Source organism: Vibrio sp. Vb0667 (assembly GCF_033391095.1).
On the sequence record NZ_JAWPOL010000002.1, the window covers coordinates 344562 to 358157 of the forward strand.

At 43.8% G+C, this 13596-nt stretch carries 14 protein-coding genes; 6 read left to right on the forward strand and 8 right to left on the reverse strand.

Going from position 1 to position 13596, the window contains the following annotated elements:
• Positions 1-220 precede the first annotated feature (220 nt).
• A complete protein-coding gene (locus R8269_RS04210; RefSeq protein WP_005375852.1) occupies positions 221-1999 on the forward strand; it encodes a S8 family peptidase in 1779 nt (592 codons plus the stop codon).
• A gap of 12 nt (positions 2000-2011) precedes the next feature.
• Positions 2012-2467, forward strand: coding sequence for a hypothetical protein (locus R8269_RS04215; protein ID WP_005375850.1), 456 nt, complete (start codon positions 2012-2014; stop codon positions 2465-2467).
• A gap of 146 nt (positions 2468-2613) precedes the next feature.
• On the opposite strand, the gene R8269_RS04220 is transcribed toward R8269_RS04215, so the two are convergent.
• From R8269_RS04220 to R8269_RS04230, 3 genes are all read right to left on the reverse strand, one after another.
• Complete coding sequence (locus tag R8269_RS04220; protein ID WP_005375849.1) at positions 2614-3543, reverse strand: SRPBCC family protein; 930 nt, start codon at positions 3541-3543, stop codon at positions 2614-2616.
• A gap of 137 nt (positions 3544-3680) precedes the next feature.
• Positions 3681-4922: a sensor histidine kinase gene (locus R8269_RS04225; RefSeq protein WP_158155235.1), complete on the reverse strand. Its 1242-nt coding sequence runs from the start codon at positions 4920-4922 to the stop codon at positions 3681-3683.
• On the reverse strand, positions 4894-5562 hold the full coding sequence (locus R8269_RS04230) for a response regulator transcription factor (protein ID WP_138940335.1): 669 nt from the start codon (positions 5560-5562) through the stop codon (positions 4894-4896). Before R8269_RS04230 ends, R8269_RS04225 begins: the two co-directional genes overlap by 29 nt.
• An 89-nt stretch (positions 5563-5651) precedes the next feature.
• Here R8269_RS04230 and R8269_RS04235 point away from each other — a divergent pair, with 89 nt between their 5' ends.
• Together R8269_RS04235 and R8269_RS04240 are read left to right on the forward strand one after the other, a co-directional pair.
• Entirely contained in the window at positions 5652-6851 is a 1200-nt protein-coding gene (locus R8269_RS04235; RefSeq protein WP_215810412.1) for a DUF5666 domain-containing protein, read from the forward strand.
• Between the two features lie 149 nt (positions 6852-7000).
• Positions 7001-7297 carry a hypothetical protein gene (locus R8269_RS04240; protein ID WP_318222461.1) on the forward strand — a complete coding sequence of 99 codons (297 nt, stop codon included), beginning with the start codon at positions 7001-7003 and terminating at the stop codon, positions 7295-7297.
• A 98-nt stretch (positions 7298-7395) separates the two neighbouring features.
• Here R8269_RS04240 and R8269_RS04245 read toward each other — a convergent pair whose 3' ends face one another.
• Positions 7396-8445: a hypothetical protein gene (locus R8269_RS04245; RefSeq protein WP_017634220.1), complete on the reverse strand. Its 1050-nt coding sequence runs from the start codon at positions 8443-8445 to the stop codon at positions 7396-7398.
• A 439-nt stretch (positions 8446-8884) separates the two neighbouring features.
• On the opposite strand from R8269_RS04245, the gene R8269_RS04250 reads away from it, so the two are divergent.
• Positions 8885-9346 (forward strand): hypothetical protein, encoded by a 462-nt coding sequence (locus R8269_RS04250; RefSeq protein WP_005375842.1) that lies wholly within the window; start codon positions 8885-8887, stop codon positions 9344-9346.
• 93 nt (positions 9347-9439) lie between these two features.
• Entirely contained in the window at positions 9440-9913 is a 474-nt protein-coding gene (locus tag R8269_RS04255; protein ID WP_005375841.1) for a copper chaperone PCu(A)C, read from the forward strand.
• A 340-nt stretch (positions 9914-10253) separates the two neighbouring features.
• Here the strand turns inward: R8269_RS04255 and yegD are convergent, their stop codons facing one another.
• From yegD to R8269_RS04275, 4 genes are all read right to left on the reverse strand, one after another.
• Entirely contained in the window at positions 10254-11606 is a 1353-nt protein-coding gene (gene yegD / locus R8269_RS04260; RefSeq protein ID WP_005375838.1) for a molecular chaperone, read from the reverse strand.
• A gap of 121 nt (positions 11607-11727) precedes the next feature.
• Positions 11728-12351 (reverse strand): hypothetical protein, encoded by a 624-nt coding sequence (locus R8269_RS04265; RefSeq protein WP_005375837.1) that lies wholly within the window; start codon positions 12349-12351, stop codon positions 11728-11730.
• Between the two features lie 324 nt (positions 12352-12675).
• Positions 12676-12996 (reverse strand): DOPA 4,5-dioxygenase family protein, encoded by a 321-nt coding sequence (locus R8269_RS04270; RefSeq protein ID WP_005375836.1) that lies wholly within the window; start codon positions 12994-12996, stop codon positions 12676-12678.
• A gap of 396 nt (positions 12997-13392) precedes the next feature.
• On the reverse strand, positions 13393-13587 hold the full coding sequence (locus tag R8269_RS04275) for a hypothetical protein (protein ID WP_152560954.1): 195 nt from the start codon (positions 13585-13587) through the stop codon (positions 13393-13395).
• Positions 13588-13596: the final 9 nt, after the last annotated feature.

A 13596-nucleotide genomic window follows, 5' to 3' on the forward strand; every position in this document is an offset into this window, starting at 1 on the left:
GTATTTTCTGCTTTTCACTTTTCATGCATGTTCGATACGACATATAAAAACCTCATAGTTTCAGCAAATTAACAAAGACTTATGTTGTCCATCGAACTTTTAATGTAAACAAGTTGTAAATGGTTTTCGTCCTTATTCTTTGTCGTTAGCTTTGTTTGTTCCTGTTAGCGGAGTATGAAACAGGAACTAAAAAATTCCAAACAAAGACATGAGGTCAAAAATGGAAATACGCATTAATCGCCTATTTGCTGCTATGTTGGCAGTAGGCATTGCACCTGCCGTCTCGGCGTTTGATCCACTCTATTCTGAACAATGGCACTTAGACAACACGGGGCAAACTGCGTTTGCGGCTAATCCTGCTGTTGCTGGGAACGACTTAAACACTAAGCTCACTCAGGCAATGGGGATTGCAGGTGTTGGTGTGAAAGTTGCCGTTATTGATTCTGGAGTGCAGATCGATCACCCCGACCTTGCAGGTAATATAGTTACAGGTAGCAGAAACTTCGTCGAAGACTCTTCATTCCCACCAAGTTATCCGGTTGATACTAATGGTCATGGCACTGCTGTAGCCGGTTTGATTAGCGCCGTCGGCAACAACGGTGAAGGCGGACGCGGTGTCGCTTCTCACTCTTCCCTCATCGGTTTTAACTGGTTAGCCAACCAGACATTAGAAGGCTGGTTAATCTCCCATGGCATGGACCCAGCAACACGCGATGTTCGCGTATTTAACCAAAGTTACGGTTTCAGCCCTATAAACCCGATTACTTTTGATGAAAGCGACCCTCAGCTAAAACTTGAAATGGACGTGATGAAAAACGTCAGCAACAGTAACGCCTGGGGTCGAGGTGCTGTATTTGTAAAGTCAGCAGGTAATGGTTACCGCTATTTCAATGCAGGGCGATTCTTCGTATTGCCAAGTAACTTCTTTGCTGGTGGAGACAATCAAGGCTTACCGATGCACAACTCTGCTCAGTCTTATGATAACGCCAATTACTTCAATTTAGTCATTAGTGCACTACGAGCGGATGGTACGCGAGCGAGTTACTCATCTGTGGGTTCGAACGTGTGGGTTGCAGCACCAGCAGGTGAATATGGGCAAGATTTCCCTGCTATGGTCACCACTGATTTAATGGGTTGTGAAGAAGGGCAAAATACCAGTGATGGCCTTGGCATTAATGGGTTACACGGCGGAACGGAGCTCGATCCGAACTGTAACTATACCAGTACGATGAACGGAACCTCATCGGCTGCGCCGAACACATCGGGTGCCATCGCGGCAATCATGTCAACCAACCACGCACTTTCTGCTCGTGATGTACGTGCTTTACTAGCGGAGACAGCAAAAGTAACGGATAAAGCGCATCCAGGCGTACAGCTTGAATTTACTAACCATAAAGGTGAACAGGTTAGCTACGAGGCAATTGCCCCTTGGCAAAAAAACGCAGCAGGCGTAGATTTCCATACTTTTTATGGCTTCGGCGCTGTAGATTTAGATGAAGCGATGCAACGTGCTCGCATGACGAATCGTGTTTTGCCAACTCAAGTCATTACGCCATGGGTTAATAACGCTACAGAAGTAAGTGTACCCGATGCAAGTCTAGTTGGTGGTTCTTCAAGTATCGCCATTGCCGATGAGCTGACAGTAGAATCCGTTCAAGTGACATTGACACTGGACCACGCTCGTCTGCCCGACTTAGCTATCGAGCTCATTTCGCCATCAGGGACTCGTTCCGTTTTGCAAACACCGCGCAATGGTCTTGTTGGTCAATCTCTTGATTCATCGATTACTGGCTACAAAGATCAATTAATGTTGTCTAACCAATTTTATGGCGAAGATGCAAAAGGCGAATGGACGTTGCGAGCAATAGATACGAACGGCGATGAAGTCTATTCTTACATTGCATATTTCAACTCTTCCACCATCTATGACGTTCCGATGGCAAACAACGCTCAGCCCGGTGTTATTAAGAACTGGTCGATGCGCATATTTGGACACTAAGGAGTCAATAACATGAAATACAAATCATTTTCTATGCTGGCTCTCGTTATCATGACGTCGAGTGTATACGCTGAGCAACAGCTCTCTCAACAGCCTGCACCAGAACTGTTTGTGCCATCAGAAGCGGTTGAGATTAATGGCCAAGATTATCGAAAAGTGCAAACTGGCACTATTAGAACCCTATCTGAAGACGTAAAACTTCAAGCGGGTGATGAGGTGTTTAAGAATGCGTTTAGTAACGTATCCAAAGCCACTGGACTGGTTTATATCACCGTAAACAATCCTAACGAAGCGAAAGCAGTCGCCAAAGAGTTAAAATTAGAAGTTATCTTCGCAGAGGGGGAATCAGCGGTGTTAAAAGCATCTCAAGATCAAGATCTGCTAAGTATTAGCGACTACCTAAACGCAGACAGCCGGGTAAAAGCGTCTAAAATTGAACTAAACAGCGGTAAATACCGTGCACAATAATTCTCTAACAAGAGAAGTTGGCCTGTAAAACCATGCCTCAGCGATTGCTGAGGCATTTTTATGGGTAGGAACAGATAGGCTATTATTCTTTAATAACATTTCGCATAACCAGTATGATACCTAAACACCCTACTCGCCTGCGCCTGTCATTTCTTAAACAAAATAATTTCCGTTCTTAGCTCTTCTTCCGTGGTTTCCTTCGGGCTATTCAGATAGCGTTCGATTCCTAAAGGACTGGTTTTGACTTTCATACCACTCTGACGAACCAAGTTCATCGCTAAAGCCCATGCATTTCCCAAAAACTGATATTCACCTCGGTGTTCAACGACAAATGTTTCACTCTCAGGAATGGTACCGGTAACCGCCCCTTGAGGCGCTGGTACTGAGTTATGAAGAGGAAAGCAAGTGATAAACTCGAATGTACCTTTCTGCATATCCATCGACTGGTAATAACAAAACAATTCACCATTCACGGATAGGGTTTCGTCACTAATTAACTGTTCTAGTTGCTGAACATGCTTCTCAATTACCGAACCTAATTCCTGCAAGCTAGCCACACCCTTGATCCCAATGTAATGAATTTGAGGCAACGTTCGGTTACCTATTTCGACTAAGTCTGAATGCACTCTTCCGGTTTCAAGCTTACTTTTGAGCATGCGTAACCCACGTTGATAATCCATCTCTATCATCGACTTAAACATACTTTTCAGAAAGAACAGATACCAAGGGACGCGAGATTGCATTTGCCATTCGACTAAACAGCCATTTTGTGACGGCGTCACGATTAGAGTCACCTTTCCATGGCTCTTGATTGGGCGAAAGAAATGTAGCTCCATATCTAATCGATGCTCTTGAGTACTTTCCAGTACAATCGCGCCAGTCCCAATACGCTGACCATTCCATTGATAACCAGCTCCAACGTGGCCCTGATTATCACTGAATGTCAGCTCGCAGCTTGGTTCAAGAATGATCCATGGTGACCAGCTGGGCCAGTGTTTGAAGTTCTTGAGATAGCCAATAATTTCACTTTGATTCTTATTAATTTCAATACTTCGGCTGACCTGATAAGAGAGCATAACGGTTCCTCGAGTTTCCGCTTCACTAACTTCAGTCTAATTCAAATTCCAGTTTTTTCTTGTTTGACTGCGGGTTAGATGCGTACGACAAGAAAAAGCCAGAGCGTTAAGTCTCACTTGAATCAATACGCACAAAGCTAAGAGCAGAACTCCACTTTTGCACTAAATCGAACACCATCATCGTCCAGTACTAACGCCCACCCCATCCGTTCACATATTCGTTGTACGATAACAAGCCCACAACCATAACCAGCGTTGTACGTCTCGTTGCCATCGTGACGGTTTAGGATCTTAAGCGCATGACCTTTCAACTCAATTTCAATATCTCCCACACTATAGCTAAAGGCGTTTTTAATCAGATTGTTGATTACAATGGTCACAAAACTCTCCGGTGCATTCACGACACCACTATGTTGTTCGTGCAAAGCGTAGTTCGAATCTTGCTTGGCAAATAAAGGAGCCAGCTCTTCCATTTGTTTTTGTAAACAAGTAAGAAGCTGATGCTCTCCGTAATGTTGAGGCTCTATTTTCTCTTTACCAAGTAAGAGAAACGCTTCTGTCAGTACACGCATCTCGTCACAAGCTGACTGCATCCTCGTGATGGCTTTTTGCGCAACTCGAGGTTGATCAGGAAGACGCGTCAGAATGTCTGTTGAGCCTTTAATCACCATGATTGGCGTTCTCAACTCATGCGATGCAAAACGGCTAAACTCTTGTTCTCGTTTGAAGTAGCCCGCGATATCGTTCTTATTATCCAGCAAAGTCTGCTCTATCTGGCGTGTTTCGCTGAACTTAGTTTCAACTTGGAAAGCGGGTTGATCCGGTGACATTTGGCTAATTTTGTCTTCAATTTGCGCTAATGGCCGAGACAATATTCGCACCATGTAAATGCCATACCCAACCATGACAAATGAAAACAAACCACCGAGCAGCAGCGTAAACTGATGCAGCGAGCTTTCGTATTCGTCCAAGTAATCATCTGAGTCATCTTGAAACACAATATACATAAGCCCCTTCCCTGAGGGATGGTTCAATACAACAAAGTGTTTGTCTTCTTCACCAAGCAGGTATTCGTAAAAACCAGGTGAAGTAAAAGAGAGCAACCAATCGGGTGTCGGTGCTTCACTCCAATATGAGTTGAATTCCAATACGTTTGGCAATGGCGCATCCCAGCCCTGTTTCTCGAAATTCTCACTATAAAGCGCAGCTTCAGTATCTAGCCAGTGATGTAAACTCAGCACTTCCAGTTTGTTTTCTGCCACATAAATCAGCGACCAAAAAAGAGTAAACATCACAAAAGTCATGACCCCAAAACCCCAACGGATCTTGCGATAAATGCTTGGATATTCGTTATGCTTTAAGTCGGTAACCTTGTCCATGAATAGTCTCTAATCGTGATTCTTCAAAACCTTTGTCTAGCGCGGTTCTTAAACCGTAAATATGGCTACGAAGTGCATCACTTCCGGGTGGTTCGTCTCCCCACACACTATCGATCACTTCTGTGCGCGAGACCGCTGCTGGAGCACGTTGGAGGAGCAATTTTAAAATTTTAGTTTGAATTCGACTCAGCTTAATTTCTTTGTCTTTTCTCGTTACTTTTCCTGTACGCGCATCTAAACAAATATCTGCAAATTTGAGCGTTCCGACATCTTGTCTTGGACCACGATTAGCCAAAGCATGAACACGCAAACTGAGCTCTTCCATCGCAAATGGCTTCATTAAATAATCATCTCCCCCCGCTTTAAAAGCCGCGATTTTGTCATCTAGCGTATCTTTTGCCGTTAGGAAGAGAATTGGCGTTCCACATAACTTATCTTGTCGAAGCTTCTGTACCGTACTGATGCCATCGAGCTTCGGCATCATGATATCCATGATGATTACATCGTAATGATTTTCCTCGATTAACTTAATCGCAGCCTCTCCATGAAACGCACAATCGATAATCATGCCTTCTAGCTCAAGATAGTCTGCAATCGTCTCCGAGACGTTATGGTTGTCATCTACAATTAAAATTTTCATAAAATCACATTTCTTCACGATCTCTTCACGATATGCCCAATAAGATACAGGCAATTTCCTAAACTCGCTCGTAAATTGAGGTTAATACAATGAAAAAACTCGCTCTTATTTCTGTAGTAGGTTTGGCATTGTCTGGTTGTGGTGGTTCAGGTGGTGGCAGCAATAGCGATAGCACATCAACTCAACCAGCAGTGAAACCAAGTGTAGCGATTGGCTCTGTTGAAGCGGTCAACGCTGAAGAAAGCACGTTAACCGTCAATGGACATACGTATCGTGTGTCTGAGGTGGTTTATGACGACACACAAGTGCAATTGGCCGATGTAAAACCAAAAATGGTGGTTCGCGTGGGGTCAGATATTCGGCAAGCTTCGAATAATGGCGTCCGAGTCACACTTGAACCAACCATTACAGGACGTGTCACAGCGATTGATCATGTGAAGAAAACATTTACGGTAAACGGCGTAGATCTGCAGTTTGACGGTTTAAGTGATGATATAGAGGTCAACGACTGGGTGATGGTGTCATCCTTGCCGACTGCGGATGCGGGTTATCGAGTGTTGTCTGTGGTCGAACTCGACGTAGATAACGATTACCCAGTACTTGATAACGACTACGAACTGGAAGGCCGTATTACCAGTATCGATGAAAATGCTGGCACGTTTGAGCTTGGTACAAATATAACCGTATCTTACGACAACATTAGCCAACTTAGCATCGGCCAATGGGTGGAAGTAGAAGGTGAAATGCAAAACGGTATCTTCATGGCACATGAGGTAGAAGTTGAAGGCTACGACGTCATAAGCAATGACAGCGATGTGGAAGGCATCGTCACTTGGGTTGCAAATGACTACAGTGAGTTCTCACTAAACTACCGAGGTGCATTCTTCATCGATAACGCAACACGATTTGAGGATGGTAGCAAAGCTAATCTAGAACAAGGTCAAGAAGTAGAAGTGACCTCTGTGATGAAAAATGGCAAACGCACAGCTACCGTCATCGAATTTGAGCGGTCGGAGTTTGACAATGACAACCAATGGCGGGGTAAAGAGTTTGAATGTGAAGGCTATGTATCAAACTACGATGCTGATTCAAGAGTGTTTGAAATTGAGCATTGTGAGAATGATGCTGATCAAGTACTAAGTAACACCACCGTTGTGATTGATGCACAAACACGCTTCCAAGGCATTGAAGAACTTAACCTAAATGGTGCTCGTGTCGAAGTCGAAGGTGTGATCATTAACGAGCAAAATATTGCCCGTGAAGTGGAGTTAGACGTTTACGACTACTAATCCCTTCTACGCTTAAGAAAAAGTGTCACTTCGGTGGCACTTTTTCTTTTCACCTTACTTTGCTTCCCAAGCTCAAACCAACAAATTCTCAGCCAAAGCCTTTTCTCTCCGTTACACTTTACCTATGTTTCACAACATTGGTGACGAATATGAAAAAACGCAACCTCATTTTGTTAATCTTGTTTTTTGGTTCAGCCACGAGCTTAGCTAGCGTTATGGAGCCTGACTGCGATGCAGAAAAGGCAGCTAAAGCCGCTGCGACAAAAGCCGTGGTTGGTGTTGGGGGTCGCTGTACGCCTAAAGAGGCACTGAAAGATACCGCAGTTGATGCAGGAAAAGACAAATTGCCAGATGAAGGGGTGGCGGGTAAAGCTGTTGATGCAATGACACCGGAAAAAGAGAAGAAAACGGTGAAAGACGTAACCAAAAAGCTCAATAAAGATTGATACGCTTTCTTGTAGTTAACTTTAATAGCGAAACTCCCCCCTCCCCAAAAAAAAAGAGCGCCGATTGACGCTCTTTCCGAACTCTAATAGATAACCAATTATGCGGTTTCTGCTTCACCTATCCAATGATAATGGTGGTTGGCTTTTTTCCCCACTAAACCGAGCTCTGCCAATTCTTCAAATACCTTGTCTACCTCTTCCGCAGACAGCCTAAACTGTTTAGCAACGGCTTTTTTGGTGCACGTAATTTGATGCGTTTTAAGTGCATCGCTAACTTGCTCTAACAAGGTTTTCGGTTCCTTTGGTTCTTCTGGCTCCGGCGCAGCTGGTATTTCTTGCTCTTCTTCCTCTTTTATATGAGGAAGATAACCCGCAGGCGCTGGGTCTATATCGCGAACTGTTTTCAATATCATGCCCTCATTTCTGCGATAGAAATATCGGAACCGTTGCTCTTCACCAATCAAGCCAACAAAAAATGCAGCAAAGAAGTCCAAAAGAATCGAAAGAAATACAACCAAGCCAAGCTGAGCTTGTTGAGAGGTGGTACCAAATGCATTGGCTAGGCTATCAATCAAACCAATCACTGAGCCTTGCGTCACCGGCGGTAAACTATCACGCTCCATAGCCAAGCGTTGCTGCTCTTCACGTAAGGTTTTGTTTTGATCCTGAATGCGAGTTACACCAGTCGCGATACGCTCCATCTCGATGTATTTCTGCGCTGCCATATTGTTGAGCTCAATCTGCTTATCGATTGCCGCAATCTGACGATTAAACGCTTCCACTTTCGCCTGCTCTACCGAAATATGACTTTGTGCACTATTGGTTGCACTATTAATCCCACCAATACTACCGCCAATGGAAATCGCAGCTAAAACTAAATAAAACACGAGAGCGGTTGCTGCTCCTGTGTAGTTGCGATGGGCTCGGCGCTCACCGTATTCATACCAAGCGTAAAATTTACCTGCTTCAAAAATGATCGCTAAACCACCAAATAAGGTTTGCATCATCGGGTTTTCGTCGATAGACAAAAACAGCAATAGAGAAAAAATAGTCGATGCTAAAATCGCAGCACCGGTGAATGCATATACACTCACCATGGCAAATCGACCTTTAGGGTATCGATATCCAATCTGTTGTTCGTATTTCATTTGAGAAATTTCTTAAGATTAATCGCCCCTCCGACTAAGTAGGACGGACGTTTCTGGCATGTACAAAGGAGCGCAGAATACCGTATCCTTTATTAAATTACTGTCATAATTCCGTTAATGGAAAACAAGTGAAGATTCGGTGTGCATTTTGAATCGATATCAGCCAAATCTAGCACGTAAAAACACCACCACGACACCCACTAACCGAAGCTTCAGTGGCATATAAGAGAGATTAATTCGGTATCTTCAAAAGCGACTAGGCAAGACTGACAAGTTGAATTGGAGGTTGTGAATGTCAGCCGAATCAAAACATTAAAGCGTTAAAAATAGGCAATAAAACAAATAATGCACACTTGCATCACCTTTTAGTAAACTGATAATTACATTGTTTGGTTAATTTGTTAGTATCCCGCGCCGAAGAAGATAAGCACTCAATTGTATGGAAAACACTCTAATACAGCACAAACACCATCGCTTGCACGCTATTGCGGTTATTATCGCGGTGTTGTTTCAGTTGTATTTAGCGTCCACAGCCGCTCTTAACCCTACACAAGTTCACAGCACAACTTGGCTCAACAAAGTCCAAAGTGAAAAGGTTTTACTGTGTACCGCAGATGGTTTCAAATGGGTGGATATCAATACGTTGATTGAGGCTAACGCTCAATCTTCTTCTAAGCTCATCCAAGATCTTAACTTACACGACGGCTTTCAGTTTGAATGTCCGCTTCTTCAAGCTGTTCAATTCTTTCTTCTGGTTGCGATTGGGCTTTACCTGACAACCATCCATTGGCTGCGCCGAGTAAAGTATGCACTGACGACTTATCACTTTTCAAAATGCGATAAGTTCGTTTACAAACACATCGCGCCTAAGCACTCTCCGCCGAGTGTTTTTCCTGCCTAACAGGCATCTAATCATTGACAACTTTATTCAAAAATAACGATGACTCTGTTTGTTGTCCATTCAGAGAAGCTATTAATTCAAAAGGAAAAACGCATGCTTAAATCATTAAAAACCGCCGCTATCGCGCTTATTGCTGTCATCGCTAGCCCACTGAGTTTAGCGCACGATTATGAAGCAGGAAAAATTCATATCGACCATCCATGGAGCCGCGAAGCGCCACCAAACGCACCTGTTATCGGTGGTTTTTTTCAATTAACCAACCACGGTGACAGTGAAGATGCATTGATCGCAGCAGAAAGCCCAATCGCAGGGCATGTCGAAATTCACACGCATAAGAAAGAAGATGGTGTGATGAAAATGATTAAGATTGACGAAGTGCGCGTTCCAGCCAATGACTCAGTGTTGTTTAAGCCAGGCAGCTTCCATTTAATGATTTTTAACCCAACACAAACTCTTAAAGAAGGCGACCGCTTCCCTATGACGTTAACATTCAAAAACGCGGGTAAAGTGGAAGTAGAAATGGCGGTTGAAAAACAAGGTCACATGGAAAAACACATGCACCATTAATGACGTAAACAAAAGTGCCCGCTGATTTAGCGGGCATTTTTATCTCAGCTTAGTCAAAATCATTATTCCGGTAGATCCTAACTCGACTCTTCAGAATAATGGTGATGAATAACGCTCGGCGAAACGGGGTCACATATCATAACAGCGTGCTCGGGCAAGAGATTCTAAATCACGCTCGTCCCTCACTATTCAGAATGACCTTGAAAGACTTAAGATCCTAAAAAGGTTCCCTACCCGCTTAAAACTCAACCTCTCGACAAAGTTCTCCAACCATCACTTGGCAAGCCTAAATGAAATCATAAGTTTGGCAACAAAGACCCACTGTTAATCGGCTTTCTTTCTACTTGAAACAAACCTCAGCCCAACGAGCTAAGCCGGCAGTTACTGAGCCAAAATAGTTTCCACTGACAACCGGAATACTTGGCAGTACGGTTTGCACCGCATCGCGCAAGATTGGCGAGCGTGCCGAACCTCCAGTCATAAAGATAGCATCGGGTTTAACTCCAGCTTGCTCTACCGCTTCTGTCACCAACGCCGTCATTTTATTCTTTGGCGACTGGATCGCTTCGATCATTTCGTCACGTTGTACATCAACTTCAATCGTTTCTGATAGTAAGTTGATGCCAGTTCGGTAAGAAGCTTGTTCTGAAAGTGCCACTTTTGCCTCTTCGGCACGGCGAACAATGTTGTAGCCTAAAGACTCATGATACACCTCTAGCAAACGAGCAAGTTTTTCTGGCTCTTGTGCCTGCTTTTGAAGCAACTTTAACGCTGATAGGTTCTCTCGCGAATAGAAGTCACTCTGCGCTTCTACATTATTGATTGCTATCGGGTTCCAGAATTGGGTAGTCGGCATCACAATGCCTGACTCCATTTTACTTCCCATGCCAAAAGGGAACATGAGCTGCTTAAATGCTAGCGCGATATCAAGATCATTCCCGCCGACACGCTGGCCACTGTGAGCTAACAAGCTTGCGGTCCTATCTGCTTTGCCGCGCCAAGACGGTCCCATTTGGATCAACGAACAGTCCGTTGTACCACCGCCAATATCGACTACTAGAATGATTTTATCTTCGCTGAGTGTCGCTTCATACTCTAGGCCCGCCGCGACAGGCTCAAACTGAAACTCCACATTTTGGAAGCCCGCACGTTTCGCTGCCCGCAACAAAATGCGTTCAGCCTGAATGTTAGCCGTTTCACCGCCACGCCCATGAAAGTTAATTGGTCTGCCGATCACAGCATCGGTAATACTTTGCTGCGCATCGTTTTCGGCTTGAGACTTAATATTGTCCATCATCGCGCAGACAAGGTCTTCGAAGAAAGCCAATTGCACATCACGCAAGCCAGATGCACCAAGAAAAGACTTCGGCGATTTCACATAATAGATATCGCGAGGATCTTCCAAATAGAGATTAAGTGCAGCCTGACCAAACGCGATGTCGTCGGATTCTAAGTCAATACTTTCTTCTCGGTTTAAATTGATTGCCCGGCGTAAAACCTGCTCACCAACTTGATCTAATGGTTTAATATCTCGATGGCGAAATAAATGCTCGGATACCGATTCACGAGTCGGTGCAGCAAGGGTGGAAGGAATAAAAGGGCTGTTTCCTTCTAGATTAAGCAGTACTGGATCACCCGATTCCATTTTAGCCACTGAACAGTTTGCAGTACCATAGTCAAAGCCGATAAACATTGTTTCTCCCACTGTCCCACTGATTAGTGGCCTTTTGACCGTTAAAAAGCTGGCAATGCTAACTTAATGGCATAAGAATTACTATCCCAAAATCAAGTGTAATTTAACGTGGAAAATCTATCTAAGGTACACTACTTTCTCTTTTTGCAGATGGCACAACAACCGCTACCAGTAAAGCTAACAACAGGAACACGGGGCTAAGCATTAATCCATGCCAGATTGAATACCCATCATGGAACAGCCAGAATATACCAAGCGTCAGTAGGTACGAAAAGTAGCTGCAAAACACCAAGCTAATCGCGACAAAGCGCTTTTGATTAATAATAAGAATCCGCACTAGATACTGGCTAAGAATACCAGAGCAGCGCATGGCAAGTTGCCAATTAATGATAAAGAAAGCAAGCGCAATAAACCCAGCTACGACCAGTGCATCATGCGTGCTTAAAATGAAGTAGCTACCAAATCGGCTTATGATGACCGGATAATCGCCTTCGTATATCGTTGACCAAGATATTGCGTTCGCTGCTGCTACGTAATTGGCAAAATAAGCAATGGCGTAGAAAGTCGTTTGAGAACTGAACGGCTGAAATACATCCGTACAAAATCCTCGCCACTCTTCTTTGTTGGCGGTAGGCCCAACCCAGTCACGTTTTTTTTGGGCGGTACGCCCGGCAAACTCAGGCCCGTTGCGAAACAACAGCCAAAATATATAGAGTGCAAGTATAACCAAGAGTATTGAAAACATACCCTTCCCCCTCAGAAATTATCGGCGCCACTGCCAATGGCGTTGGGGTCGTAAACTGCACTTCCCTGCTATACCTATTTGATTTATCAAAGACTTATTATTTTATTACCACCAAAATTCATTCAACGGCATACTAAACAGCGACATTTTCACGCTTTGTGTGAAGTTCGAAAGCCTACTTTTAGGTTTAGCACAAAAATAGCTACAGCAAAGCGTAAGATAGGGATTCCGCACCCATCAATGAAGATGAGGCGTTAAGCAGAAGCTGCGACCGCAATGAGAAGAGAAGGATTCAAAGCGGTCATGCATGGGCGAGAGGAGCAACTATTTCTCTAACTTTTCTTCAAATACACCAATCTCTCTGCCCAACCAAATCGCGCGTTCTGTGTGATCGAGCAACTCTTCTTCGCTTACTGGGTGAATAAGCACAGAAAAATCGCCTCGAATCGTATCAAGCCACGCCAAGAACTCTTCACTCAATGATTCTAGGTGAATTTCAAACATCGGCATCTTGTGTGGGCCAACTAACCTTCCAACTAATGGAAACACACGCAGCACATCTTGACGCTCTTGACGGATGATCTCGTTCAAGGCTTGCGCTTTATCTTGTTCTCTTAGGGGAAAATAAACATGAGCGTGGTACATAACTTCTCCATAATCACTTCCACTTGAGCACTACCTACTTTGGATAAGCTCAAGGACTGCCGAGGGTATACATTTGTAATGCCGTCACCCTACCTTGATTCCACTCAGTTGGGAAGAAGTTATGCATTCTCATAAGGTCGAGGCTTCGAGCACAACAAAAATTTGCAATTCATCATATAGCAACTGTTTGAGTTGATTCATTAATAATGACTCACTTTGTCAAATTTTACAGCCAAATTTTGTTGCAAATATGTTTCATTAACCAGTAATTAAATTCGAGTTTAAAAATACCACCAACAAAATAGCAGCATATTACTCTGCAAAATCAGGGTGTAAGCAAAACTTTACTACTGAGCGAAAGTCAAAATGAAGCATAATTTAACAATTTGTTTACACTTATTGTATCTGGCTATACCACGATTTAGTTAGAGGGTTAGATACAGAAAAGCCTTTCTCTGTATCTTGCGGTGAAATAATCGCAGCGATGTTATCGACAAATAGTTTAAGGGACGAACAGATGCCTACCGCTATCGAAAGCACACGCAACCTTAGGTATGGCCTTTGCGCTGATATCAGAGTTTGAGTACCCATACAAACTCT

Bases quoted from the DNA above. Each gene is read 5' to 3' on its own strand.
- R8269_RS04210 (WP_005375852.1), top strand. From the start codon at position 221: ATGGAAATACGCATTAATCGCCTATTTGCTGCTATGTTGGCAGTAGGC.
- R8269_RS04215 (WP_005375850.1), top strand. From the start codon at position 2,012: ATGAAATACAAATCATTTTCTATGCTGGCTCTCGTTATCATGACGTCG.
- R8269_RS04220 (WP_005375849.1), bottom strand. From the start codon at position 3,543: ATGCTCTCTTATCAGGTCAGCCGAAGTATTGAAATTAATAAGAATCAA.
- R8269_RS04225 (WP_158155235.1), bottom strand. From the start codon at position 4,922: ATGGACAAGGTTACCGACTTAAAGCATAACGAATATCCAAGCATTTAT.
- R8269_RS04230 (WP_138940335.1), bottom strand. From the start codon at position 5,562: ATGAAAATTTTAATTGTAGATGACAACCATAACGTCTCGGAGACGATT.
- R8269_RS04235 (WP_215810412.1), top strand. From the start codon at position 5,652: ATGAAAAAACTCGCTCTTATTTCTGTAGTAGGTTTGGCATTGTCTGGT.
- R8269_RS04240 (WP_318222461.1), top strand. From the start codon at position 7,001: ATGAAAAAACGCAACCTCATTTTGTTAATCTTGTTTTTTGGTTCAGCC.
- R8269_RS04245 (WP_017634220.1), bottom strand. From the start codon at position 8,445: ATGAAATACGAACAACAGATTGGATATCGATACCCTAAAGGTCGATTT.
- R8269_RS04250 (WP_005375842.1), top strand. From the start codon at position 8,885: ATGGAAAACACTCTAATACAGCACAAACACCATCGCTTGCACGCTATT.
- R8269_RS04255 (WP_005375841.1), top strand. From the start codon at position 9,440: ATGCTTAAATCATTAAAAACCGCCGCTATCGCGCTTATTGCTGTCATC.
- yegD (WP_005375838.1), bottom strand. From the start codon at position 11,606: ATGTTTATCGGCTTTGACTATGGTACTGCAAACTGTTCAGTGGCTAAA.
- R8269_RS04265 (WP_005375837.1), bottom strand. From the start codon at position 12,351: ATGTTTTCAATACTCTTGGTTATACTTGCACTCTATATATTTTGGCTG.
- R8269_RS04270 (WP_005375836.1), bottom strand. From the start codon at position 12,996: ATGTACCACGCTCATGTTTATTTTCCCCTAAGAGAACAAGATAAAGCG.
- R8269_RS04275 (WP_152560954.1), bottom strand. From the start codon at position 13,587: ATGGGTACTCAAACTCTGATATCAGCGCAAAGGCCATACCTAAGGTTG.